This is a genomic window from Komagataeibacter nataicola, assembly GCF_003207795.1.
Taxonomy (GTDB): Bacteria; Pseudomonadota; Alphaproteobacteria; order Acetobacterales; family Acetobacteraceae; genus Komagataeibacter; species Komagataeibacter nataicola.
Window position 1 is genome coordinate 156119 of record NZ_NIRT01000002.1, and the last position, 23582, is coordinate 179700.

General features: G+C 64.4%; 27 protein-coding genes and 1 tRNA gene. 11 read left to right on the forward strand and 17 right to left on the reverse strand.

Annotated elements, in window-relative coordinates:
• Together CDI09_RS02065 and CDI09_RS02070 are read right to left on the reverse strand one after the other, a co-directional pair.
• Window positions 1-1455, reverse strand: coding sequence for an NAD(P)-dependent oxidoreductase (locus CDI09_RS02065; protein ID WP_078526677.1), 1455 nt, complete (start codon window positions 1453-1455; stop codon window positions 1-3).
• A gap of 169 nt (window positions 1456-1624) precedes the next feature.
• Window positions 1625-2518 (reverse strand): complex I NDUFA9 subunit family protein, encoded by an 894-nt coding sequence (locus CDI09_RS02070; protein WP_078528068.1) that lies wholly within the window; start codon window positions 2516-2518, stop codon window positions 1625-1627.
• A gap of 234 nt (window positions 2519-2752) precedes the next feature.
• Between CDI09_RS02070 and CDI09_RS02075 the strand changes: the two genes are divergently transcribed.
• From CDI09_RS02075 to hpf, 7 genes are all read left to right on the forward strand, one after another.
• Window positions 2753-2839, forward strand: a tRNA-Leu gene (locus CDI09_RS02075).
• A gap of 241 nt (window positions 2840-3080) precedes the next feature.
• Window positions 3081-3728 carry a ribonuclease D gene (locus tag CDI09_RS02080; RefSeq protein ID WP_078526675.1) on the forward strand — a complete coding sequence of 216 codons (648 nt, stop codon included), beginning with the start codon at window positions 3081-3083 and terminating at the stop codon, window positions 3726-3728.
• 52 nt (window positions 3729-3780) lie between these two features.
• Window positions 3781-4827 (forward strand): KpsF/GutQ family sugar-phosphate isomerase, encoded by a 1047-nt coding sequence (locus tag CDI09_RS02085; RefSeq protein ID WP_078526673.1) that lies wholly within the window; start codon window positions 3781-3783, stop codon window positions 4825-4827.
• Complete coding sequence (lptC, locus tag CDI09_RS02090) at window positions 4824-5558, forward strand: LPS export ABC transporter periplasmic protein LptC (protein ID WP_078526671.1); 735 nt, start codon at window positions 4824-4826, stop codon at window positions 5556-5558. The genes CDI09_RS02085 and lptC overlap by 4 nt, the downstream gene beginning before the upstream one ends.
• Window positions 5558-6904 carry a hypothetical protein gene (locus CDI09_RS02095; RefSeq protein WP_078526669.1) on the forward strand — a complete coding sequence of 449 codons (1347 nt, stop codon included), beginning with the start codon at window positions 5558-5560 and terminating at the stop codon, window positions 6902-6904. Before lptC ends, CDI09_RS02095 begins: the two co-directional genes overlap by 1 nt.
• Window positions 6901-7683: an LPS export ABC transporter ATP-binding protein gene (gene lptB / locus CDI09_RS02100; RefSeq protein WP_078526667.1), complete on the forward strand. Its 783-nt coding sequence runs from the start codon at window positions 6901-6903 to the stop codon at window positions 7681-7683. Before CDI09_RS02095 ends, lptB begins: the two co-directional genes overlap by 4 nt.
• 378 nt (window positions 7684-8061) lie before the next feature.
• Window positions 8062-8682 (forward strand): ribosome hibernation-promoting factor, HPF/YfiA family, encoded by a 621-nt coding sequence (gene hpf / locus CDI09_RS02105; protein ID WP_078526665.1) that lies wholly within the window; start codon window positions 8062-8064, stop codon window positions 8680-8682.
• Window positions 8683-8781: 99 nt separating this feature from the next.
• Here hpf and CDI09_RS02110 read toward each other — a convergent pair whose 3' ends face one another.
• Window positions 8782-9045, reverse strand: coding sequence for a DUF1150 family protein (locus CDI09_RS02110; RefSeq protein ID WP_078526663.1), 264 nt, complete (start codon window positions 9043-9045; stop codon window positions 8782-8784).
• 78 nt (window positions 9046-9123) lie between these two features.
• Window positions 9124-9606 carry an Hsp20 family protein gene (locus tag CDI09_RS02115; protein ID WP_078526661.1) on the reverse strand — a complete coding sequence of 161 codons (483 nt, stop codon included), beginning with the start codon at window positions 9604-9606 and terminating at the stop codon, window positions 9124-9126.
• 215 nt (window positions 9607-9821) lie between these two features.
• On the opposite strand from CDI09_RS02115, the gene def reads away from it, so the two are divergent.
• From def to truA, 3 genes are all read left to right on the forward strand, one after another.
• Window positions 9822-10364, forward strand: a complete 543-nt coding sequence (def, locus tag CDI09_RS02120) for a peptide deformylase (protein WP_078526659.1) — start codon at window positions 9822-9824, stop codon at window positions 10362-10364.
• Window positions 10365-10445: 81 nt separating this feature from the next.
• Complete coding sequence (gene fmt, locus CDI09_RS02125) at window positions 10446-11369, forward strand: methionyl-tRNA formyltransferase (protein WP_078526657.1); 924 nt, start codon at window positions 10446-10448, stop codon at window positions 11367-11369.
• A 7-nt stretch (window positions 11370-11376) separates the two neighbouring features.
• Window positions 11377-12219 (forward strand): tRNA pseudouridine(38-40) synthase TruA, encoded by an 843-nt coding sequence (truA, locus tag CDI09_RS02130; protein ID WP_078526655.1) that lies wholly within the window; start codon window positions 11377-11379, stop codon window positions 12217-12219.
• Between the two features lie 68 nt (window positions 12220-12287).
• Here the strand turns inward: truA and CDI09_RS02135 are convergent, their stop codons facing one another.
• From CDI09_RS02135 to rpmH, 10 genes are all read right to left on the reverse strand, one after another.
• The gene (locus tag CDI09_RS02135; protein ID WP_167370216.1) at window positions 12288-13628 is read right to left on the reverse strand and encodes a glycosyltransferase family 39 protein; all 1341 of its coding nucleotides are present in this window, start codon (window positions 13626-13628) and stop codon (window positions 12288-12290) included.
• Between the two features lie 313 nt (window positions 13629-13941).
• Window positions 13942-14589 (reverse strand): hypothetical protein, encoded by a 648-nt coding sequence (locus tag CDI09_RS02140; RefSeq protein WP_205836602.1) that lies wholly within the window; start codon window positions 14587-14589, stop codon window positions 13942-13944.
• Window positions 14589-15743, reverse strand: a complete 1155-nt coding sequence (gene dapE / locus CDI09_RS02145; RefSeq protein WP_078528066.1) for a succinyl-diaminopimelate desuccinylase — start codon at window positions 15741-15743, stop codon at window positions 14589-14591. The genes CDI09_RS02140 and dapE overlap by 1 nt, the downstream gene beginning before the upstream one ends.
• 37 nt (window positions 15744-15780) lie before the next feature.
• Window positions 15781-16629, reverse strand: coding sequence for a 2,3,4,5-tetrahydropyridine-2,6-dicarboxylate N-succinyltransferase (gene dapD / locus CDI09_RS02150; protein WP_078526649.1), 849 nt, complete (start codon window positions 16627-16629; stop codon window positions 15781-15783).
• 140 nt (window positions 16630-16769) lie between these two features.
• On the reverse strand, window positions 16770-17675 hold the full coding sequence (gene argB, locus CDI09_RS02155) for an acetylglutamate kinase (RefSeq protein ID WP_078526647.1): 906 nt from the start codon (window positions 17673-17675) through the stop codon (window positions 16770-16772).
• A gap of 79 nt (window positions 17676-17754) precedes the next feature.
• Window positions 17755-18420 (reverse strand): ribosome biogenesis GTP-binding protein YihA/YsxC, encoded by a 666-nt coding sequence (gene yihA / locus CDI09_RS02160; protein WP_078526645.1) that lies wholly within the window; start codon window positions 18418-18420, stop codon window positions 17755-17757.
• A 14-nt stretch (window positions 18421-18434) separates the two neighbouring features.
• A complete protein-coding gene (gene yidC / locus CDI09_RS02165; RefSeq protein WP_078526643.1) occupies window positions 18435-20189 on the reverse strand; it encodes a membrane protein insertase YidC in 1755 nt (584 codons plus the stop codon).
• Complete coding sequence (gene yidD / locus CDI09_RS02170; RefSeq protein WP_110566655.1) at window positions 20189-20473, reverse strand: membrane protein insertion efficiency factor YidD; 285 nt, start codon at window positions 20471-20473, stop codon at window positions 20189-20191. The genes yidC and yidD overlap by 1 nt, the downstream gene beginning before the upstream one ends.
• Complete coding sequence (gene rnpA, locus CDI09_RS02175; protein WP_061271552.1) at window positions 20470-20820, reverse strand: ribonuclease P protein component; 351 nt, start codon at window positions 20818-20820, stop codon at window positions 20470-20472. Before rnpA ends, yidD begins: the two co-directional genes overlap by 4 nt.
• A 76-nt stretch (window positions 20821-20896) precedes the next feature.
• Window positions 20897-21031: a 50S ribosomal protein L34 gene (gene rpmH, locus CDI09_RS02180; RefSeq protein ID WP_078526639.1), complete on the reverse strand. Its 135-nt coding sequence runs from the start codon at window positions 21029-21031 to the stop codon at window positions 20897-20899.
• Window positions 21032-21183: 152 nt separating this feature from the next.
• On the opposite strand from rpmH, the gene CDI09_RS02185 reads away from it, so the two are divergent.
• Complete coding sequence (locus CDI09_RS02185; protein WP_078526637.1) at window positions 21184-21411, forward strand: hypothetical protein; 228 nt, start codon at window positions 21184-21186, stop codon at window positions 21409-21411.
• Between the two features lie 6 nt (window positions 21412-21417).
• On the opposite strand, the gene gloA is transcribed toward CDI09_RS02185, so the two are convergent.
• The 3 genes from gloA to lpxA are packed head-to-tail and all read right to left on the reverse strand — an operon-like array spanning window position 21418 to window position 23538.
• Window positions 21418-21813, reverse strand: coding sequence for a lactoylglutathione lyase (gene gloA, locus CDI09_RS02190; protein WP_078526635.1), 396 nt, complete (start codon window positions 21811-21813; stop codon window positions 21418-21420).
• Window positions 21814-21827: 14 nt separating this feature from the next.
• Window positions 21828-22697 (reverse strand): LpxI family protein, encoded by an 870-nt coding sequence (locus CDI09_RS02195; protein WP_078526633.1) that lies wholly within the window; start codon window positions 22695-22697, stop codon window positions 21828-21830.
• Complete coding sequence (gene lpxA, locus CDI09_RS02200; protein ID WP_110571170.1) at window positions 22687-23538, reverse strand: acyl-ACP--UDP-N-acetylglucosamine O-acyltransferase; 852 nt, start codon at window positions 23536-23538, stop codon at window positions 22687-22689. The genes CDI09_RS02195 and lpxA overlap by 11 nt, the downstream gene beginning before the upstream one ends.
• Window positions 23539-23582 lie beyond the last annotated feature (44 nt).

A 23582-nucleotide genomic window follows, 5' to 3' on the forward strand; every position in this document is an offset into this window, starting at 1 on the left:
TTACTCCGCCACCTCGGCCTGTGCCGCCGTCATTTCCTCTAGCCATGCGTGCATCTGCGCTGCCGCATCGCGCCCATCGCGGATGGCCCACACCACAAGGCTGGCCCCGCGCACGATATCGCCTGCGGCAAACACGCCGGGCAGGCTGGTCATGAAGCTTTTGCGATCAACCATGAGCGTGCCCCAGCGCGAGACCTCAAGCTCCGGCTGACCCCACAGCGTGGGCAGCGGCTCGGGGTCGAAGCCGAGCGCCTTGACCACGAGGTCGGCCTCGAGCGTGAATGCGCTGTCCTCTACCGGCTCGACCGACTGGCGGCCCGAGGCATCGGGCAGGCCGAGCTTCATGCGGATGGCGCGCACGCCGCTCACGCTGCCCTCGCCCTCAAATGCCTGCGGGGCCGCGAGCCAGACGAACTCAACACCTTCTTCCTCGGCGTTCTTCACCTCACGCACCGAGCCGGGCATGTTGGCACGGTCGCGGCGGTAGAGGCACCTGACCGACTTCGCCCCCTGCCGGATGGCGGTGCGCACGCAGTCCATGGCCGTATCGCCACCGCCAATGACCACGACCGACTTGCCAGCCGCGTTCAGCGCGCCATTGTCATATTCGGCAACCTGATCGCCCAGCGAGACGCGGTTGGAGGCGGTCAGGTAATCGAGCGCGCGCACGATGCCGCCAAGGCCCGCGCCGGGGCCGCCAATGTCACGCGATTTGTACACGCCGGTGGCGATCAGCACGCCATCATGACGCGCGCGCAGGGTGGAAAACGCAATGTTGTCCGCGCCATCCGTATCGCCAATGCCCTTGCCAAGATGGAAATGGATGCCCGATTCCACCAGCAGCTTATGGCGGCGCAGCACGATGTCCTTCTCCAGCTTGAAGCCGGGGATGCCATACATCAGCAGACCGCCGATGCGGTCGTAGCGGTCATAGACATGCACCTGATAGCCCTGCTCGCGCAGCTGCACCGCGGCAGCCAGCCCGCCGGGGCCCGCGCCGATGATGGCCACGCTCTCGTCGCGCTCGGCCACGGGCTTTACCGGCCTGACCCAGCCGTTATCGAAGGCGTTATCGGTAATGTAGCGCTCGACCGCGCCGATGGTGACGCTCTCGAATCCTTCCTCGATCACGCAGTTGCCTTCGCACAGGCGGTCCTGCGGGCAGATGCGGCCACAGATTTCGGGGAAGGTGTTGGTGGCGGAAGACAGTTCATATGCCTCCTCCATCCGGCCTGCCGCCGTCATCATCAGCCAGTCGGGGATGTTGTTGCCCAGCGGGCAGTGCACCGAGCAGAACGGCACGCCACACTGCGAGCAGCGCGAGGCCTGCGTCTCGGCCTTCGCGGGCACGAACTCGTCGTAAATTTCGTTAAAGTCCTGGCGGCGCGCCTCGGCAGGCCGTTTGTCGGGCTGCTCCTGCGCCACGGAGACGAATTTCAGCATGCGCTCGGCCATCGGTCTGCCCCTGGTCTGCATAATGGAAGGAAGGCGTCAGGCACGGCATACGCGCCCTGTGCTTGACCACTGACCTACGCAACCCCCTGCCCAAAGAAAAGACAGCAGTACTGACCTTAATGCAGGAAAAGACCAGAAATACGCGAAATTCTCCCCCTCCGCGCAGAAATCATTCCATAACCAGATCCATGGGCGAAGGCGTGATGCCCAGCATCTCGAGCGTGCGGGCGCCGGGGGCCACGACGTTATCAATGTAAAGCAGCTTCACCTGGTCACGGGTCAGCACCCTGCCCGGCAGGCGCTCGAGCACGCTGGCCTGAACATTGGCAAGCCAGCGCGGCACCTCGATGAGCGGGCGCGGATGCCCGCCCCACCGCGCGGCCCAGGCCACGAGCTGGCGCATGGTCATGACCACGGGGCCGCCGAACTCGAATATGGCGCCCTCCATGCCCTCGCTGGCGGCAATGCGCAGCATGCCCTCGGCCACATCCCCCACCCACACCGGCTGGAAGCGCGTGGCCGGGCCAAAGACCGGCACCACCGGCATGAAGCGCGCCATGCGGGCGAACATGGCGGGAATGGCCCCCTCCACACCAAAAATGAGCGAGGGCCGGATGATGATCGCCTGCGGCATGTGTCGGCTGACCACGGCCTCCCCCTCGCCCTTGCTGCGGGCATAGGCCGAAGGGCTGGCTGCATCCGCCCCGATGGCCGAGACATGGATCAGCCGCGTAACGCCCGCGGCGGCACTGATCCGCGCCACGCGCGCGGCGCCAGCCACATGGATCGCCTCGAAGGTTGCCGCCCCGTGGGGAGCGAGGATGCCCACAAGGTTGATGACCAGCGTGCTGCCCTCGATGGCGGCGACGCAGGCGGCCTCATCGGTTACGGAGGCAACGACGGGCACCACCTGCCCCACATCGCCCAGCATGCGCAGGGTTGCGGCATGCGCCGCCGTGCGGCCGGCCACGCGCACCACGTAGCCTGCCCGCGCCAGCCGCCCCACCACGGAACGGCCCACGAATCCGCTCCCGCCAAATACCGTTGCCACCTTGCGTGCCATGGCCTGCTCCTGCCCGTGATTCATGAATGTTTTCCTGCCCCTGTTCTCGCATCTTTGCCCGGCGGCTTCCCAGCCATTTTGTTCGCGCGGTCATGCCGGACGGCCGGCTTCTGGCCGGGTGGAGAAAAAACGCGCCTGATTTCAAAAAAATGCATTTCCCCTGTTGACCGCTCCCGCCTGCCGGACTAAACAGCGCTCACACCACCCCGGCGGCCTCCGCTGGGGAGCCTCTGAGCCCAGATGGCGGAATTGGTAGACGCGCAGGTTTCAGGTACCTGTGGCCGCAAGGTCGTGGAAGTTCGAGTCTTCTTCTGGGCACCATCTCTTAAAACTAAATATCATTCCCCTCCGGGGGCGATCAGGACAGCCCGTCACGGGACTGTCCCGTTATCTTTTTGCCTGTTCCACGGGCGGAATTGGTGTAAACCGCCCCGAACACATCATTCACGGCCTCCGCCGCCCAAGGCACAGGCAGGCGCTACGACACAACGGATTGCGCTGCTTGCGGTTGCGTTGCAGACCTGCCACCGTGAATTCAATTGCGTGACGGAGCATTTTACATATGGCTACAAGCCCATCACCCGACGCCATTCACTTCTATCGTGGCGACCTGCCCGCGCATGTCACCTTCAGCGGCAGTGTTGCGGTGGATACGGAAACGATGGGCCTCAACCCGCACCGCGACCGGCTGTGCCTCGTGCAGCTTTCCGGCGGCGATGGCCACGCCCACCTTGTGCAGATGCCAAAAGGTGCCAGCGCCGCTGACTGCCCCAACCTCGTGCGCGTGCTGGCCGACCCCGCCCTGCCCAAGCTCATGCATTTCGCCCGCTTTGACGTGGCCATCCTGCAATACACGCTGGGCATTACGGTGGCCCCCGCCATCTGCACCAAGATCGCCTCAAAGCTGGTGCGCACCTATACCGACCGCCACGGCCTCGCCCATCTGTGCCGCGAACTGCTCGGCGTGGAACTGAGCAAGCAGCAGCAGTCATCGGACTGGGGGGCGGACGTGCTCAGACCCGAACAGCTGGCCTATGCCGCCTCTGACGTGCTGTACCTGCATGCGCTATGGGCAAGGCTCGAAGCCCTGCTGCACCGCGAAGGGCGGCGTGAACTGGCACAGGCCTGCTACGATTTTCTGCCCACGCGCGCGCGGCTTGATATACTGGGCTACGAGGATCCGGACATTTTCGCGCATCGGGCCGCCTGATGGTCCGTGCCCGGTTTGACCGGGAACCCATTCAGACCGATACAGATCGTGCATGAATAGCAGCCCCCTTTCCCCTCCCTCCGCCACGGGCGATGACACTGGCCAGCCCGCGCGCATGCTGCGTGAGGCGCGTGCCGTGCTGCGCGCCGAATCCGCCGGGCTGCAGGCCATGATTGCCGCGATGGAAGATGGCAATGCGGACGGTGGCGGGCTGGGGGCGGCCTTCATCGCGGCGGTTGAGGGCATCTGGTCGGGCAACCGGCGCGTGGTGGTGACCGGCATGGGCAAGTCGGGCCATATCGGGCGCAAGATCCAGGCCACCCTTGCCTCGACCGGCACGCCCGCCATTTTCGTGCACCCGGCCGAGGCCTCGCACGGGGATCTGGGCATGCTGCAGAAGGGTGACGCGGTGCTGGCCATATCCAACTCCGGCGAGACGGCGGAGATGGCCGATATCATCTCGCACGCCCGCCGTTTCGGGCTGCTGCTCATCGCCATGACCGCGCGCGCGGGCTCCACGCTGGCGCAGGCGGCCGATATCGTGCTGCTGCTGCCCCATGCCCCCGAGGCCTGCCCCATTGGCCTCGCTCCCACCACCAGTTCCACCATGCAGCTTGCGCTCGGCGATGCGCTGGCCATCGTGCTGTTGCAGCGCCGGGGCTTCAGCGCCAGTGACTTTGGCATCTTCCACCCCGGCGGCCGGCTGGGCACGCGACTGCGCCGGGTGCGCGAACTGATGCATACCGGCACGAGCATGCCCCTTGGGCCGCCCGACATGAAGCTGCGGCGTGTGATCGTGGAAATGACCCGCAAGGCATTCGGCTGCATGGGCGTGGTGGACGCGCAGGGCCGGCTGCTCGGCCTGATTACGGACCACGACCTGCGCCTTGCCCTCGGGCGCGACCTTGACCACACCCTTGCCGCCGACATCATGAACTCCACGCCCCAGACCATCAGCCCCGACCTGCTGGCCGCCGAGGCGCTGCGGGTCATGAATGACCGCCCGCGCCCGATCTCGAGCATTTTCGCCCTTGATGAAGGAGGGCATGTGGTGGGCATCCTTCACCTTCACGACCTGCTGCGCGCGGGCATTGCATGACCGACCGCCCCGAAGACAGGGACGACACCGATCCCAACCAGATCCAGCGCGAGGATTATGCCCGCAGCGCCGCCGATATCGAGCGCCAGCGCAGCATATTCGACCAGGGCGCGCGCACCCGCCTGCTGCCCAATGCCGCCGACCAGGCGCGCAGGCAGGCCATCATGCGCTCGGCCAAGTGGATGCTGCCGCTGCTCGCCCTCGTGCTGCTCGGCTCGATTGCCGCATGGCCCGCCGTCGAGCGCGCCGTAATCATGCATACCGGCACCATGGCGCAGATGAGTCGCGTGCGCGTGAAAAGCGGCAGCATGCTCAACCCCACCTATCGCGGGCTCGACGATCATGGCCGCCCCTACATGATCACCGCCGACGAGGCCCGCCAGGTCGACCCCGAGCGCATTGACCTGACCAACCCCGCCGCCGATACCCTGACCGATAACGGCAACTGGCTGTATGTTACCGCGCGCGATGGCGTGTATATGCAGCACACCCAACTGCTGGACCTCACGCGTGACGTCACCCTCTACCGCAATGACGGAACCCTCATGCTCAGCCCCACCGCCGATGTCGACATGCGCCACAACATCATCGTAACCGATAGCTGGGTTCATGCCGAAGGCCCGGTTGGCGTGCTCGACGCGCGTGGCGGCATGGTGGATACACGCGGCGGCATCATGCTGTTTCGCGGTCCGGGCCGCATGATCCTCAATGCAGCGGAAAGATCGAACTGATGGCGCGCCTCTTCCCTCATCTGCCGCTTGGCGGCGTCCTGCTCGGGCTGGTGGCGGCAGGCCCCGCCATGGCGCAGGGGCTCGACATGTCGCATGGCCAGCAGATCAATGTCACCGCAGCCGGTGGCTTCGACTGGGACCAGAACGCGCAGACCGTCACCGCCTATGACCGTGCGCAGGCCATCCGTGGCGACGTGACCGTGCGCGGTGACAAGCTGGTGGCCTTCTACCGCAAGAAAGCCGCGACCACGCCCGCGCCGGGGCAGGCCGCGCCCGGCGCGAATGCGCCCGCCACCCCGGGCGCCTCGGCCGCCAACAGGCCACCCGGCCCCGACGCGCCACTGGCCGCCCATCTCGGTGTTGCCCCCCCGCCCGAGACACGCAGGCCCCATATCGTTGATGACACGCCCGCTGGCGCCCCCGGCACGCCCGCACCGGCCAGCACGCCGGCCACCACGGCCCCCGCCACCGACCCGGACGTGGATACGAACCTCGCCACCCCATCCGACGTGCTGCCGCAGGACCTGCCCATTCCCGACCGGCCCGACCCCATCGGCGCGCCCGGCAACGGTCCCGCCACCGGGGCTGCGGGCACAGCCCAGGGGGCGGCGCAGGGCGGTGATGCGGCAGGTGGCGGCGCTGCGGGCGATGGTGGCGGGTCGAGCGAGGTCTACCGCCTTGAGGCCATCGGGCATGTGCACGCCTTCAACCTCACTGACCAGGCCTGGGGCGACCATGCCGTGTATGACGTCGATCAGGCCATTCTGGTCATGACCGGCGAACACCTGAAGATGACCGCGCCGCAGGATATCCTGACCGCACGCGACGTGCTGGAATATCACTCGCGCGAGCACATGTCGGTCGCGCGCGGCAATGCCACCATGACCACCAATGACGGCCGCCAGATCCGCGCCGACGTGCTGGTCGGCTATGACAAGCCCAAGACGCAGCGCACCAACAAACGCAAGGAATGGCGGGAGACCCACCCCAACGGCAGGACTCCCCTGCCCGACGACGCCACCACGCCGGAGGAAGCGGCGGCGGATGACAAACCCTCCCCCGGCGCGGGCACGATGGACCATGTCGATGCCTTCGGCCACATCATCATCCGCACCCGCACCGAGACCATAACCGGAGATCGTGGCGTGTACGTGCCCGATACGGGCATTGCCCGCCTCGTGGGCAACGTGCATATCACCCGTGGGGAAAATCAGGTCAGCGGCACGTCGGCCATCGTGAACCTGCATACCGATATCTCGACCCTGACCGACAACCCCGGCTCGCGCGTGAGTGGCCTGGTCATTCCCAACCAGGCTGGCAAAGGTGGCAAGGCACAAGGCAAATGAACATGACCCCCCCGACCGACAGCCCCGACCCCACGGAACAGCCCATTCCCGCGCCCTCGGCCGGGCTGATCGCCAGCGGAATCGGCAAGAGCTACAAGAAGCGGCAGGTGGTGCGTGACGTGTCGCTACAGGTGCAGCGTGGCGAGGCGGTGGCCCTGCTTGGCCCCAACGGCGCGGGCAAGACCACCAGCTTCTACATGATCGTGGGGCTGGTGCGGCCCGACATGGGCACCATCACGCTTGATGGCGCGGACATCACGCAACTGCCCATGTACCGCCGCGCGCGCATGGGCATTGGCTACCTGCCGCAGGAGTCGAGCATCTTTCGCGGGCTCAATGTCGAGCAGAACATCATGGCCGCCCTCGAGATCGTGGAACCCGACCCCGACCGCCGCCAGACCATGCTTGACGGGCTGCTTGGCGAGTTCGGCATCACGCGACTGCGGCATTCCTCCTCGCTGGCCCTTTCGGGCGGTGAGCGGCGGCGGCTGGAAATTGCCCGCGCGCTGGCCAGCCAGCCGCATTACATCCTGCTTGATGAGCCGCTGGCAGGCATTGACCCCATTGCAGTGGGCGAAATCCGCGACCTCGTGGCCCACCTGAAGGACCGGGGCATTGGCGTGCTGATTACCGACCATAACGTGCGCGAGACGCTGGAAGTGATCGACCGCGCCTACATCATGCATAGCGGGCAGGTGCTGACCGAGGGGCGGCCAGAGGAAATCGTGGCAAACGAGGATGTGCGCCGCGTCTATCTGGGTGAAAAATTCACCCTTTAAAACAAAATGACAGAAGTTTCTGAGTGCCGCTTTTTTTAAAGGCGGCATTCTTCTGAATGCTTTTTTGAAAAAAGCTTCACCAGAAACTTCTTCCCTCTACCAGCAACGCCAGCCCTGTATCCGTTACGCTTTACGCAAGGGCTGGAGGCAGAAAAAAGCACCGCTCTCACATGCAAGGAAAGCATGGACAGCAAGGGGGCAACCATGCCCAAATACATCCGTTCGCTGTCATGTGCCCCCAAGGGCACGACGCAACAACCACTGTCACGCAGACCTTGCGGGAAGGATCGTCCCCTTAATTCATAGCCATTCGCTCAAAGCACGTCTTCCTTCTGCCCGTAAGCCACCGCGTTACGACCATGTAAGGAGTTGCCCCTTATGCACATCAGTGTCGCCGGAAAGCAGATCGCCCTGTCCGATGCCCTGAAACACAGGGTAAGCGCCCATCTGGACCGCATATCGGAAAAATATTTCGGACAGGCCATGGAAGCCCGCGTTACCTTCAGCCGCGCGCGGTCATTCTTTACATGCGACATCAACCTCCACGCCACGCGCGGGCTGACCCTGCGCGGCGAAGGCGAGGCCGCCGATGCCCATTCGGCCTTTGATGATGCCGCCGAGCACATTGCAAGCCGCCTGCGCCGCTACCACCGCAAGGCCACCAAGCATGGCCACCAGAAAGCCCGCCAGCAGGTGCCCGAAATCGGTCGCGGCTATGTCCTGCGGCCCGGCATGCCCGCCTTTTCCGCTACGGAAGACGATGCCACGGTTGAGGATGAGGACAGCGCGCTGCCCGCCACCGGCCCCTACGCCACCATCATTGCCGAGCACCCGACCGAGATCCCGACCCTGAGCGTGAGCGAAGCGGTCATGCGGCTTGACCTTGCCGACTGCCAGATCCAGCTCTTCCGCAACAGCAAGACCGAGACGATCAACGTGCTCTATCGCCGCCCTGACGGCAATATCGGCTGGCTCGACCCCTCGCTGCGCCCCAACTGACCCCTGAGCGGCAGCGCCCCACAAGGGCCTGCTCCCAACAAAAAAGGCCCTGCCCCCGGATATGGGGACAGGGTCCTGTGTTATTTTGAGCACATGATGCTAGTGCAGCGGCACCAGCATCATGTCGTGCTGGACGATTGCATTGACCGCATCATCGCGGTCCTCGGCTACAGCAAGCGGCGTGCCATCAGCGGCATGGATGGCGAAGGCGTCCTCGCCCTCGACCTGCACCGCGCGGATATAGGCAACCGCTTCCATGCCCAGCCCGCGCAGTTCGCCCGTGCTGATCATGTGGGGGCCTGTTGTGGGCTCTGCCGGTTCGCTGTGCAGCAGCACCCGGCCATTGCGTGTCGTGACTCTCATGGCGTCATCTCCTGCATCATGAAGGGTCCGTTTCCCTTCGTCTCCGCATGGCGAACAGGGGGCCTGGCCATGCGGGGATCAGTCCTCGTCAATCACCCTGACAACACGTTGCTTGCGCCCGGCAGGCACATCAACCACCGGCGCAACACGATCATGCGAGGATGGGGACGTGACCGAGGGGGCGCGGGCAATCTCGATCTTGCGCACGCGCACTTCTGGCTGCGGGCGGGCGAGTTCGATATGCAGCAGCCCGTTATCCATCCACGCGCCGCCAACCTCGATTCCCTCGGCCAGGACGAACGCCTTCTGGAACTGCCGCGCCGCAATACCACGATGCAGGAAAATACGCCCCTGTCCATCGTCGCTCTGGCGGCCGCGGATGACAAGCTGGTTGTCTTCCTGCGTTATGTGCAGGTCTTCCATCACGAACCCCGCCACCGCGAGCGTAATGCGCAGCGTGGTGGGGCTGACCTGCTCTATGTTGTAGGGCGGATACCCGTCCGAGGCATTCTTTGATGCCCGTTCAAGCATCTGCTCCAGATGGTCGAACCCAAGAAACATGGGCGACCCGAAAACTCTTCCCGACAAATCGGCCTCCTCTGCTGTGAGCGAGACAGGAAACGAAAAAAAGCGGACCCGAAACAGCATCCGCCCTCCGTTCCCCTACGATATGGGAGAATAATAGAAATGCACAAGGGAGCAGCCTGCACCGTGCATGCGCATTTTGCCTGCATCACCACTGGTATCACGCGGGCGGAAACGCTAAATGGCGATCTATGATTGATCATGATGTCATCGCTCAGGCGACCCCCATGCCGATCCTGGTCGCGCCCCAGGCGGTCCTGCGCCAGAAAACCCGCCTTGTCCGCCCCGAGGACATGGACGACCTGCGCACCACCATCCCCCGCATGTTCGCCGCCATGTACGCAGCCCCCGGCATCGGGCTGGCCGCGCCCCAGGTGGGGCTTGGTATGCGCTTCGCCATTGTGGACGTGTCCGACAAGGACGAGGCCCGTAACCCGCTCGTGCTGATCAACCCCGAGGTGATCGCCGAGACCGAGGACATGGCCGTGCGCGAGGAAGGCTGCCTGTCGCTGCCCAACCAGTATGCCGAGGTCATCCGGCCCGAGGCCGTGCGCGTGCGCTATCAGGACATGGAAGGCAAAAAGCACGAGCTGGAGGCCAATGGTCTGCTGGCCACCTGCCTGCAGCATGAGATCGACCACCTTGAGGGCATCCTGTTCGTCGATCATCTTTCCACCCTCAAGCGCAACATGATCATGCGCCGCCTGGCCAAGGAACAGCGCCTCAAGCACTGAGTGCGCAGCGCGGATCACCGCCGCCGGAACCCGACCTGTCCCGCCAAGGGTTCCAGCCCAGACAGAACGGACCCACCCGATATGCGACTGGCCTTCATGGGCACGCCCGATTTTGCAGTGCCCGCCCTGCGCGCCCTGCATCAGGCCGGGCATGACATTGTTACCGTCTACAGCCAGCCCCCCCGGCCCGCAGGCCGTGGCAGGAAGCTGCGCCCCTCGCCGGTGCACCTTGCGGCTGATGCACTCGGCATTCCCGTGCGCACGCCCCTGTCGCTGCGGCGCAATGCAGAAGAACACGCGGTTTTCCGTGACCTCAAGCTCGATGCGGCAGTGGTGGCCGCCTACGGGCTGATCCTGCCCGTGGAGATGCTCGACGCCCCTGCCCGCGGCTGCCTGAACATCCATGCCAGCCTGCTGCCGCGCTGGCGCGGGGCCGCTCCCATCCAGGCCGCCATTTTAGCCGGTGACAGTGAAAGCGGCGTGACCATCATGCAGATGGATGCCGGGCTGGACACCGGGGCCATGCTGCTACGCGACCATGTGGCGCTGACCGACCACACCACGGCCACCACCCTGCATGATGACCTTGCCGCGATGGGCGGCCGCCTGATCGTGGACGTGCTGGCGCAGCCGCCCCACCCCGGCACGCCCCAGCCCGAGAGCGGCGTGACCTATGTGCAGCGCCTGAGCCGTGAGGACGGTCGCATCGACTGGACCCGTCCCGCCGCTGAAATCGACCGGCAGGTCCGCGCACTGACCCCCTGGCCCGGCACATTCACCACGCTGGACGGGCAGGTCATCAAGATCGGGGCCGTGAGCCTGACGCAGGGCAACGCGCAGGCCACGCCCGGCACGGTGGTGGATGACGGGCTGCGCGTGGCCTGCGGCGGGGGCACGACCCTGCTTGTTACGCGCCTGCAGCGCCCCGGCCGGGGCATGATGGAGGCGGCCGACTTCCTGCGCGGGCAGACCGTGGAAGCTGGCACGCGACTGGGCGTGGCGTAACCCTCCAATGACCGAAACCACGCCCCCGCTCCCCGCCATCCCCACGATCCGCCCTGATGACATCGCCCCGCCTTCCGTCTGCCGCTGGGCCGTGCTGCTCGAATATGACGGGCAGGGCCTTGTCGGCTGGCAGCGCCAGTCATCGGAGGAACTCGTATCCGTACAGGGTCTGCTGGAAGGGGCCGCGCGGAACCTGACCGGTGGCCGCACGGTGCGCAGCATTACCGCAGGCCGCACCGATGCGGGCGTGCATGCGGCCGGACAGGTCGCGCATCTGGATTTTCCCGCCGATGTCACACTGTCGAGTGCGACGGTGCGCGACGGGCTTAATTTCTACATGAAACCCCACCCGGTGGTGGTGCTCATGGCGCGCCCGGTGCTGCCAAACTGGAATGCCCGTTTTTCCGCCTGCGCACGTGCCTATCGCTACCGTATCCTCAACCGTTCGGCGCGCCCGGCCCTTGATGAGGGGCGGGTGTGGCACATCAAGGCCCCGCTCGATGTGGACATCATGCAGCGCGCGGGGCGCTGCCTGCTCGGGCGGCATGACTTCACGTCCTTCCGCGCTTCCGCCTGCCAGGCGCGCAGCCCCGTGCGCTCGCTCGAACGGCTTGATGTACGCCGCGAGGGCGAATACGTGGTGGTGGAAACCGCGGCCCGTTCCTTCCTGCACCATCAGGTGCGCAACATGGTCGGCACGCTGAAAATGGTGGGCGAAGGCCGCTGGGAGCCAGAGCGGGTTGCCGAGGCCCTTGCCGCCCGCGACCGCCGCGCCGCAGGCCCCACCGCCCCGCCAGACGGGCTGTGCCTGACGGCGGTGGGGTATGAGGATAATCCCTTCAGCCGATAGGTGGCTGCTGCAAGACAATCCGCGTTTCCGGGTGCTGTCTTTTTTTAATAAATGACGTCTTTATGCTTTCAGGGCTGCTCGCGCCCGGCCGGGGCGTCAAGCCTGTACAGGACCAGAAAGCCTTTGCCCTGCCGCTCACGATACGCCTCGGTATAGGCCTGCCTGATCCGGTCATATAGAATGGCCCGGACCGCCTCGTTCTCATCAGCTGCCGGGGGCGCATAGGCCATGATGTAGGTGGGGTTCTGGCGCAGCACTTTCCTGATTTCCGTAGCCGGGTCCATGCCGGTTGCCCTGTTTTCAACAACAGAATGGAAATGACCGGGAAAAGGATGATCCGTCAGCCTGCATGGCGGCAGGAAATCGTAAAATATTGCTGATCCGTTATAAATGAACAGACAGCCTTTTTCTTTTGAAATGACATCCATAATATTATGAAACGTCCGGGCATTGCCATAGCGCTTCTGGTTTTCAAGAACCATGACCTGCCCTGCCACCGTGCCTGCCGCCAGAAGCACCATGAGCCAGACCCGGCCGACAGAACTGGTGAACAGGGTAGCAGAAGCAATGGAAAGCGGCAGAAAGGCAGGGATGGCATAATGGTTGAACCATTCCCCGATCAGAAACACCCCGATCACCGCGCAGACCGACCAGGCATTGAAAAAGAAGGCACATTTACGCTGCACGGCAGTCCGGTTCCGGCACAGGAACATCTGTAGCACAATATTCAGCAATAGCGGGCCGATCAGAAGCGCAATATTCCTGAAATTATGCGCCAGAATGGCTGGCGGTTCCTTGGTGCGGTAAAATATGGATATGATATTGGCAAACCACCACTGGCTGCCATAACCGCACAGCCAGTATGTGCCCCCCACCACCACGGTGGGCAGCAGGGCAATGGTGGCGAAAAGTGTCAGGTCTCGACCCGTGTCAGGCCACGAAATCCGGTGCCGCTTCAGGATATATCCCAAAAAAAGGCCCGCGAAGCAGCCTTCAAAAACCGTTGTGTACTTGATCTGCAGGGACAGGCCAAACAGCAGCATGGCCATGCTGCCTCTTTTGATGATCTCGGCCTGCGTGAGCGTTTCCGCGCGGATGAGCCTGACGATGTTCAGCATCGCGCACCCCACCAGCAGGTTATAGAATACAGGTGACTGCCCCCCCTGCCCGCCTGCAAGGTCCAGCCAGGCCACATAGAGCAGGGCCGCAAACAGCGCCCCCGTTGCCGATGCAACGCACCGCGCCATCTTCATGACCACGATGGCGGTCAGGCATACGCTGAGCAGCGCGCCAAGCTGATAGGCCCAGAGCTGGTAGGGGGCGAACAGATGAAAAAAGGCGTAGATGATGAACAGGCCCAGGGGCTTCCTGTCCCATACATCCACAAAGGGGATGGCCCCATGCAGCATGTCGCCGCCAACAAATAAGTAAAACCCTTCATCCACATTAATCAGCGGATTACCGAAGGACGAAAATCGGCAGAAAACGCAAAAAACAGCAATTATGATGAAATAATTTAATGATCCATAACCGTCAGAAGCTTTTTTCGTGCCCATTTTGGCAATCCTGAACCTGGCTTGAAACACATGGACGCAAGGGGGCGAGCATACGCTACGGATCGATTGAAATCTGCGCTTTATTGACCGACAAACTGTTTGAAAACAAATTATTGATGAAAACGATAATGGCCTCCGGGCACTGCCTCTTTAAAACAGGCAGCCCTTAATGCGGCTGCGGCTGTGTCTGCTGGACCATAAGCGGGTAGAGAAATTCATGCCATGCCCGCTGATGGGGAGACAGCAGCCCCGTCGCAGCCACCAGCAGCCCGAGGCTGCCCAGAATGGCGATGACCAGCACCATGGCCTGCCCACGCCGCAGCAGCAGCCCCACACGGGCGACGTACCACGTCAGCCACAGGCTGTAGCCAAACTCCACACCGTTGAGAATGCCCGCCCCCGTGGCCGACTGCAGCAGCCTAGGCGAGGCGATCGCCATGAGCAGCGCCACCATAAGGCCGACGAACAGGGTGAGCCAGTCCGTCCACCATGTTGCGGTGATATAGCGCATCCACAGGCCTTCACGCTTCCAGTGGCGGGCCAGTGCATTGGTCACAACCGCAGGCAGCAGGATCAGGCACAGCGCGAACAGCACCTTGACGCCGCTGATGGCCTGCGGCGCCGCGCCCAGCGTCAGGCCGCCGAGCACCAGCCACATCGCCAACCGGGGTGCGAGGGCAGCCAGTACGGAATCGCGCGTATTACCAAAATAGGCGATCCCTTCCGCGCGCCCCCGTCCCAGCAGCATCATGCCTTTGAGAATACCGCCAAACCCTGATGCGTTCGGGGTTGGAGAGGGGCCGCGATCGGACATTAGCCCATTACCTTTTCAAGAAAACCAGAATAGATCGCCGCCAACTGCTTCAGGTCGGCGAGCGCCACATGCTCATCCACCTTGTGCATGCTGGCCCCGACAAGACCGAACTCGGCCACCGGGCAGTAGCGGCTGATGAAGCGGGCGTCAGACGTGCCGCCCCCCGTATCAAGTCTGGGCACATGGCCCGTCACCGCGCGCACGGCCCGGCGCAGGGCCTCGACCTGAGCATCGGGACTGGTGAGGAAGGATTCCCCGCTGATGGCAATGGCCACGTCGGCCCCGGGCGCATGCCGCGCCGCCACCGTGCGGATCCAGCCTGCCAGGTCGGCGCCGGTATGCAGGTCGTTGAAACGGATGTTGAGCCGCGCCTGCGCCCGTGCCGGTATGACATTGGTGGCCGTATTGCCCACGTCAAGGCTGGTGACCTGCAGGCTTGAGGGCTCGAACCATTCGCTGCCCGCATCAAGCGGGGCCGCCGTCAGTTCACCAAGCAGCGGAAGCAGCCGGTGGATGGGGTTATCCGCCCGGTGCGGGTAGGCCACATGCCCCTGCGTGCCGTGAACGGTAATGCAGGCGTTGAGGCTGCCGCGCCGCCCGATCTTGATGACCTCGCCCATCTCGCCCGGATTGGTGGGCTCGCCCACAAGGCAGAAATCGGGGATCTGCCCGTTGGCCTGCATCCACTCCAGCACGCGCACGGTGCCGTTGGTGGCCGGACCTTCCTCATCGCCCGTAATCAGCAGGCTGATCGTGCCCTGTGGCTCGGGCGTCTTTTGCAGGTACAGGCGCACGGCGGCGACAAAGGCGGCAATGCCACCCTTCATGTCACACGCGCCGCGACCGAACAGGATGCCGTCGTGTATTTCCCCGCCGAAGGGGTCATGCGCCCAGGTGGCATCCCCCACCGGCACCACATCCGTATGGCCCGCGAAGCACAGATGCGGCTGCCCCGCGCCAAGGCGGGCGAACAGGTTGGGGGTGCGGGCCGCCCCCTCGCCAAAGGGCAGCAGGGTCACGCTGAAACCGATGCCCTCGAGCACGGCGGCGAGCGCATTGATGCCACACCCGTCATCAGGCGTGATGGAAGGGCAGCGGATCAGTTCGCGCGCCAGGGCGACAACGCCACCGGGGTCGTGTTCCAAACCAGCCATTCCATCATCCGCCATCAGGTTGTGTCTCCGTTGCCGATCAGCCGCGCAGCAGTTCGTTGATCGAGGTCTTGGAGCGGGTACGCTCGTCCACGCGCTTGACGATCACGGCGCAGTCCAGCGACGGCAGCGGCTTGCCATCGGTCGAGGTGGCCTGGCGCGGCGGCAGGGTGCCGGGCACCACCACCGAGTAAGCCGGAACCCGGCCCATGAAGACCTCGCCCGTAGCGCGGTCCACGATCTTGGTCGACGCGCCAAGGAACACGCCCATGGACAGCACGCTGCCGCGCTCGACCACAACGCCCTCGGCCACTTCCGACCGCGCGCCAATGAAGCAGCCATCCTCGATGATGACGGGAGCAGCCTGCAGCGGCTCGAGCACGCCGCCAATGCCCACGCCACCGCTGATGTGGCAGTTCTTGCCAATCTGCGCGCAGCTGCCGATCGTGACCCACGTATCGACCATCGTGCCGCTATCGACATACGCACCGGCATTGACGAAGCTCGGCATCAGCACAACACCCGGCGCGATATAAGCCGAACGGCGCACGACGGAGCCGGGCACCGCGCGGAAACCGGCGGCGGCAAAGGCGGCCTGATCCCAGCCGGCGAACTTCAGCGGCACCTTGTCATAGCTTGGCGCGCCCGCGCCACCGCCTTCAACCAGGCGGTTGTCATTGAGGCGGAAGGACAGCAGAACCGCCTTCTTGAGCCATTCATTCACCACCCAGCCGCCAGCGCCCGGCGTGGCCACGCGCAGCTTGCCCGAATCCAGCGCCAGGAGGGCGGCTTCAACGGCATCACGGTCGGCGCCTGTCGTGGTGGTGGACAGCGTCTCGCGACGCTCCCACAGGGCCTCGATCTGGCTCTGGAGGGATGTATCGGTCATATCTGCAAAATCCTGTCTGGGCTGGTTTTTCCGGCCTGTGATGGCCGCAAACCTGTATTAATTTGCCAGCGGACCATGCGGAGGATCAGGGGGAATGTCAACGCACCCCCCCAGCCCTCCAGCCCGCGTGGCATCGCACATCATGTGCTGCGAATAAGGGTTCCGGGCCCGGCCTCGGTAAAGAGCTCGAGCAGGCAGGCATGCTGCACCCGGCCATCGAGAATGACCGCGGCCTTGGCGCCGGCCCGCACGGCCTCGAGGCAGGTTTCCACCTTGGGGATCATGCCGCCCGAGATCATGCCGCTGGCAATGCCCCTGCGGGCGTCCTCGGCGGTGAGTTCGGGGATCAGTTTGCCATCGCCATCGAGCACGCCCGGCACGTCGGTCAGCATCAGCAGGCGGCTGGCATTGACCGCGCCCGCGATGGCGCCGGCAGCCGTATCGGCATTGATGTTGTAGGTCTCGCCATTCGCACTGCTGCCAATGGGGGCAATGACCGGAATCAGCCCCGAGCCCGACAGCGCATAGATCACGCGCGGGTCGATGCGCTCGGGCTCGCCCACAAAGCCAAGGTCGAGCAGGCGGTCGGTTTCCACACCATTTTCACGCGCGCGGCGCTGAAGCCTGCGCGCGGTAATCAGCCCGCCATCCAGCCCCGAAATGCCCACGGCCAGCGCACCGGCGCGGTTGATGAGGCCCGCCACCTGCTTGTTCACCTTGCCACCAAGCACCATCTCGATCACGTCGATCATGGCGGCATCGGTCACGCGCAGGCCATCGATGAAGGTGGATTCGATCTGCAGGCGCCTGAGCATGGCGCTGATCTGCGGGCCACCGCCATGCACCACGACCGGATTGACCCCCACCTGCTTGAGCAGGGCGATGTCATGGCCGAACGCAGTGGAGAGCGTGGTGTCGACCATGGCACTGCCGCCATATTTCACCACGACCGTATCACCCGCATAGCGCCGCAGATAAGGCAGCGCCCTGGCCAGAACCCCGGCGCGTGCCTGTGCGTCCCGATCAGCCGATCCTGTTCCTGTCATCCGAACGGTTCCTTCGCTCCTGACTGCTTCATATCCATTACCCCCGCCCTGTCAGCGCGGAAGCAGGCCCGCATGCGGCCTAGACCGGGTTGGCCAGGCGGGCGAGTTCGGCCCGCAGTTCCTCAATCCCGGCCCCGGTCGTGCTGCTCGTGGCCAGCACATCGGGGAAGGCGGCTGCATGCGCGCGCACGATCTCGCCCACAGCGCGCAGCTTGGCTTCCAGCGCGGGCGGCTTGGGCACGTCGCACTTGGTCAGCACGACCTGAAAGGTCACGGCCGCACGGTCCAGCATCTTCATGATTTCTTCGTCGCTGGCCTTGAGTTCCACCCGGCTGTCAAGCAGCAGCACCACGCGGCGCAGCGTGGGCCTGCCGCGCAGGTAGGAGAACATCATGCCCTGCCAGTCTTCCTTCACCGCCTTCGCCGCCTTGGCGAAGCCGTAGCCCGGCATGTCAACGAGCGTGAGGCGGTCGGCAAGTTCAAAGAAGTTGAGCTGCTTGGTCCGCCCCGGCTCGGACGAGGCGCGCGCCAGCGCCCGCCGCCCGGTCAGCGCGTTGATGAGGCTGGACTTGCCCACGTTGGAGCGGCCGGCAAACGCGATCTCGGGCAGGATCGGGTCGGGCAGTTGCCCGAGCTTCTGCGCGCCGAACACGAAGTTGAATTCACCGGCAAACAGCACGCGACCGATCTCACGGTCGCGTTCCATTTCCTCTGGCGTGGGGGCTGGGGTCGAAAAATCCACCATGTTGGTCCCTGCGCTCACTTCTTCCCGGCGGGAAGCTTGGGCTGGCTGGTCGCGGCGGCCTTCGTGTTCATGCGGCGCTGGATCACGGTCTGCTGCAGCATGGTCAGCAGGTTGTTCCAGCAATAGTAGATCACGAGGCCCGCGGGCTGGCGCGCCATGAAGAAGGTGAAGATGATCGGCATGAACTGGAACATCTTCTGCTGCGCCGGATCAACGGAAGGCGCGGGGTTCAGCTTCTGCTGGATGAACATGGTCAGGCCGAACGCCATCGGCCACAGGCCAAGCTGGAGCATGGGCGAGATGACCGCAGGATCCCACGGGATCAGCCCGAACAGGGTGAAGATGTTTGTCGGGTCAAACGCCGACAGGTCATGGATCCAGCCAAAGAACGGGGCATGACGCATCTCGATGGTCACGTACAGATCCTTGTACAGGCACCAGAACACGGGGATCTGCAACAGCATGGGCAGGCAGCCGCTGGCGGGGTTCACGCCTTCCTGCTTGTACAGCCCGATCATCTGCTGGTTGAGCGCCATCTGGTCGTCCTTATAGCGCTCGCGCAGGGCTTTGATCTTGGGCTGGAGCTGGCGCATCTTGCCCATGGAATGGAACTGCTTGGTGGCCAGCGGGAAGAACAGCGCCTTGACCAGCAGGGTGAACGCCATCAGGGCCAGGCCAAAATTGCCCAGCATGGTGTTCAGCCAGTCCAGCACCGTGAAGATGGGGCGCGTCAGGAACGCAAACCAGCCAAAATCAACCGCTTTCCAGAAATCGGGGATATGCAGGCTGGCCTCGTATTTCTCCAGCAGCGGCACTTCCTTCGCACCGGCAAAGACATGGCTCTCGGTGCTGGCCTCGCCGCCTGCCGCCACAACAAGCGGCGCACGCGCGGTAAAGCCGACATCATAGATGCCCTTGTCCCCGCCCTGCGAGAGGAAGGCGTAGTTGGCCGCCACATCGCTATCCTGCTGCGGAATGACGGCAGCCAGCCAGTATTTGTCGGTAATGCCAGCCCAGCCACCCTGGCCGGACTTGGACCACGCGATGTTGCCCGGCGGCACCGCCCCCTTGCGCAGCGACTTGTAGGAGCTTTCATCAAGCCTGTGGTCAATGACGGAAATCGGCCCCTCATGCACCAGGTAGCCACCGGTCTCGACCGGCGTGTAGCCGCGCTCCACGCGTGAGAACGGATAGAGGGAAACCCCCTCTCCACCATGGTTGACCACCTTCTGCGTCACCGAGAACATGTAGTTCTGGTCAATGGCGATGGCGATCTGGAACACCTGCCCCTGGCCGTTATCCCAGCTCAGGGTTACGGGCTGCGCCTCGGTCAGCTTTTCATGGTCGGCAGTCCATATCGTATTGGCGTCGGGCACGCGCACCTGGCCACCGCTGACATTGGTCCAGCCAACCTCGACAAGGTTGGGCTGCTCTTCGCCACGCGGCTCGAGCACGCGCACCAGCGGGCTGCCGTCCTTGACGGTTTCATGGTAATTCTTGAGCACGAGGTCATCGAGCCGCGCGCCACGCAGGTCAAGCGAACCGCCCACCCGGCCGGCATCAATCGTAACCCGCGGGTCAGGCGCGTCAGGCTTCGCCGCCGGTTCGGCAGCCGGGCTGGCCGCGCCATCGGCGGCAGCCGTTACCGGCGCGGGCGCGGGAGCCTGCTGCTCGACCGTCTTATGGTTCTGCTGTGGCAGGAAATATTCGAAACCGACCAGCACCACGGCAGACAGTGCCGTTGCCACCATAAAACGCTTGATATCCATCAGCGACCCGCCAGACTTTTACTGTTTTGCATGCCACAGCCGCAGGCCGTGCCGGGAACAGGGTCGTGACCGCCCGCATTCCACGGGTTGCAGCGCAGGATGCGCCACCCGGCCAGCACGCTGCCACGCCCTGCCCCATGAAGGGCAATCGCGTCACGCGCATAATGACTGCATGAAGGAGAGAAACGGCAATGCGCGCCCCAGATGGGGCGGATCACCAGTTGATATGCGCGAATCATCGCGCGCAGCACATGGGCAGGCAGGCTGATGGAAGACGTGCTCACGATCCTTCCTTCACCCCGGCCTTGCTCAGGGCCTTGCGGTAATCGGCCAGAAGCGACTCGAACCGCCGCCCCCGCGTGCCGGAACGGCCTATGACCACGATATCGACGCCCTCAAGCGCCTGCTCGCGGCCCAGAATCCGCACCACCTCGCGCAGGCGCCGCCGCACGCGGTTGCGCACAACGGAATTACCTACTTTTTTGGTAACGGTAAAACCAAAACGGGCGGCATCCGCATCACCGCGTTCAAGCGCCTGCAGCACCAGCCCCGGCATGGGGGCCTTGCGGCCTTTGGCCGCGACCCGCAGGAACTCGGCGCGTTTTTTAAGACGCGTGGACTGATCGGCCACTTCAAGCCGCCCCTTTGTAGAGACATTCATCGTTGCGGACTCCTGGAAGCCCGTAACGTTAAAGACGTCACCTGCCTCAGGCAGAAAGACGCTTGCGGCCCTTGCTGCGACGGTTTGCAACAATCTTGCGGCCACCAACGGTTTCCATACGCGAACGGAAGCCGTGGCGACGCTTGCGGACCAGCTTCGAGGGTTGATACGTGCGCTTCACAACGGCACTCCCAGATTGACAATGACAGACAGGTTACGGAATAAATTCCACCAGGCCCCGCACCATGCACAAGACCCGAGCGGCGCCTTATACTGCCGCTTTCGGGCAACGTCAATGCTGCCCGCCCTTTGAGCCCGAACCGGATGATTTCCATGCCCAGCCCAACCCCCGACTCCGCCGCCGCCATGACCGAAGCGCTCAGGCGGCACATCCACGACATTCGTGGTCACCTCTCTCCCGCCATGCTGCGGGCGGATTCGCTGGCCCTGAGCAAGGATGAGCGCATCCGGGCCGCCGCGCATGACATCATCGCGGCGCTCGAGGCCACCACAAAGGAACTCAGCGCCATGCGCCGCCTGCTGCCCGCGCGCCAGCCCTGAGGGAAATCAGGCGGCGTGCTTTTCGATCAGTTCGATCTTGTAGCCGTCCGGGTCTTCCACAAAGGCGATGAAGGTGGTGCCGAATTTGACCGGCCCCGGCTCGCGCGTGACCTTGCCGCCGCCCGCGCGCACTTTCTCCACCAGCGCCTTCACATCCGGCACGCCCAGCGCAAAATGGCCGAAACCGGTGCCCACGTCATAGCCGTCATCCTGACCCCAGTTATAGGTCAGCTCGATTTCAGCCTGGCCCGAGGCATTGTCGCCATAGCCAATGAACACGAGGGTGTATTTGCCTTCCGGCACGACCTTGCGCCGCAGTTCCTGCATGCCCAGCAACTGATAGAAGGCAAGGCTTGCCTCGAGGTCGCGCACGCGCACCATGGTATGGAGGTAGGTTCCCACTGGCGTTTGTCCCTTCAGGTTGTTTTTACGTCCCCGCCCGCAAAGCCGGTCAGGAACAGTCCGGCCTCGTCCGCCATGGCGATGCAGGCGGCGGGATCGGTCATGAGCGTGGCCCCGGCCTCGATGGCAATGCCACGCAGCCCTGCCGCGACCGCGCCAGACACCGTGCGCGGCCCGATGGTGGGCAGGTCGGCGCGGCGCTCCTGGCCGGGCTTGGCCATTTTGACCAGAACGCCACCGGGTCGGTCGGGTTGCCGCAACGCGCCCACGCGCCCGAGCATGCGGTCGGTGCCTTCGAGCGCCTCGACCGCCAGCACCAGCCCCCCCTGCACCACGCAGCCCTGCCCGATATCGAGCACGCCCAACTGGCGCACCACCCGGCGGCCGAGTTCCATGTCAGCCAGGGCGACCTTGTCGGGCATATGCCGCCCCATCGCGCCCTGACGGGCTATGGAACCGGCAAGATATTCATGCGCGCCGCGAATGGTGAAGCCTTCCTCGCCCAGCACCCGCACGATCGCGCCGAGCAGGCCGTCATCCCCCGCGAACAGGGCCTTGCCGATGCGCGCGAGAATGCGGGCACCCGTGGCGTCAGGCCGTAGATTGACAAGGGAGGGCCGCCGCACCGGGCCGATCAGCACCAGGTCGCGGCAGCCGTGTTCATGCAGGGCGGACAGGATTTCACCCGCCGCGGCAAGGCGGATCATGCGGTGGGGCCAGGAGCCGATCACATCCGGCTCGGCAAACCCCTGAAAACCCACGATAAATACCTGTCCCCCGGCCTGCGTTACCGCACGGGCCACCTGGCCGGGCAACGGGCCGCCACCGGCAAGGATGCCGACACACTGCCCCGCAAGCCGACCGGCTTCTTGCTCAGGCGCCATCGCTCTCGATCATGTCGCCGCCCTGCACGCGTACAAGCCCGCGATGGCTGGGGGCTGCGATAAAATCGAGAATTTCAACCACGCGCGCATCATCGGCATAAGCCTGGCGCACATGCTCGAGCCGCGTCTGGAACACGGTGCCGGTGGCATGAGCCGCCTTGGGGTACAGACCGCGGAAGGCCTGGCGCATGCGCCGGATCTCATCAGGCTGCACGCCGTTGCGCCGCAGCCAGATCCAGTGCAGCCCCACCAGCCGCGCCCGGTTGCCCAGCACGCTGCCATACGGGATCACGTCGGCTTCCACGCCACACACGCCGCCCACAAGGGCCGCATGGCCGATGCGCACGAACTGGTGCAGCGCTGCCGCCCCCATGATGCGGGCATCATCGCCAATCGTAACATGACCACCCATGACCACGTTGTTGACGATGATGACGCCGCGCCCGAGCGTGCAGTCATGCGCCACATGGGAGTTGGCCATGATAAGACAGTCCGCCCCGATACGGGTGACGCCCGTGCCGGTGGCCGTGCCGCGATGAATGGTTACGTTTTCACGGATGATGGTGCGCGGCCCCACCACGCATGCGGTCGGCTCGCCCCTGTATTTCAGGTCCTGGGGCGCCATGCCCACGGTGGTGAACGGGTAGCACACCACTCCTTCACCCAGCGTGGTATGGCCGTCAATCACCACATGCGAGATCAGTTGGGCATTATCGCCAATCTCGACATCAGGCCCGACCGTGCACCACGGCCCGATCCGGACCCCGCTGCCAATGCGCGCCCGGCTGGAAACAATGGATGACGGATGGATTTCAGGCGCTTTGTCACGCCGTTCATCCAGTTGGGTACCGTTAGATGAACTTCCTGCCAGAATAGCCTCCATCC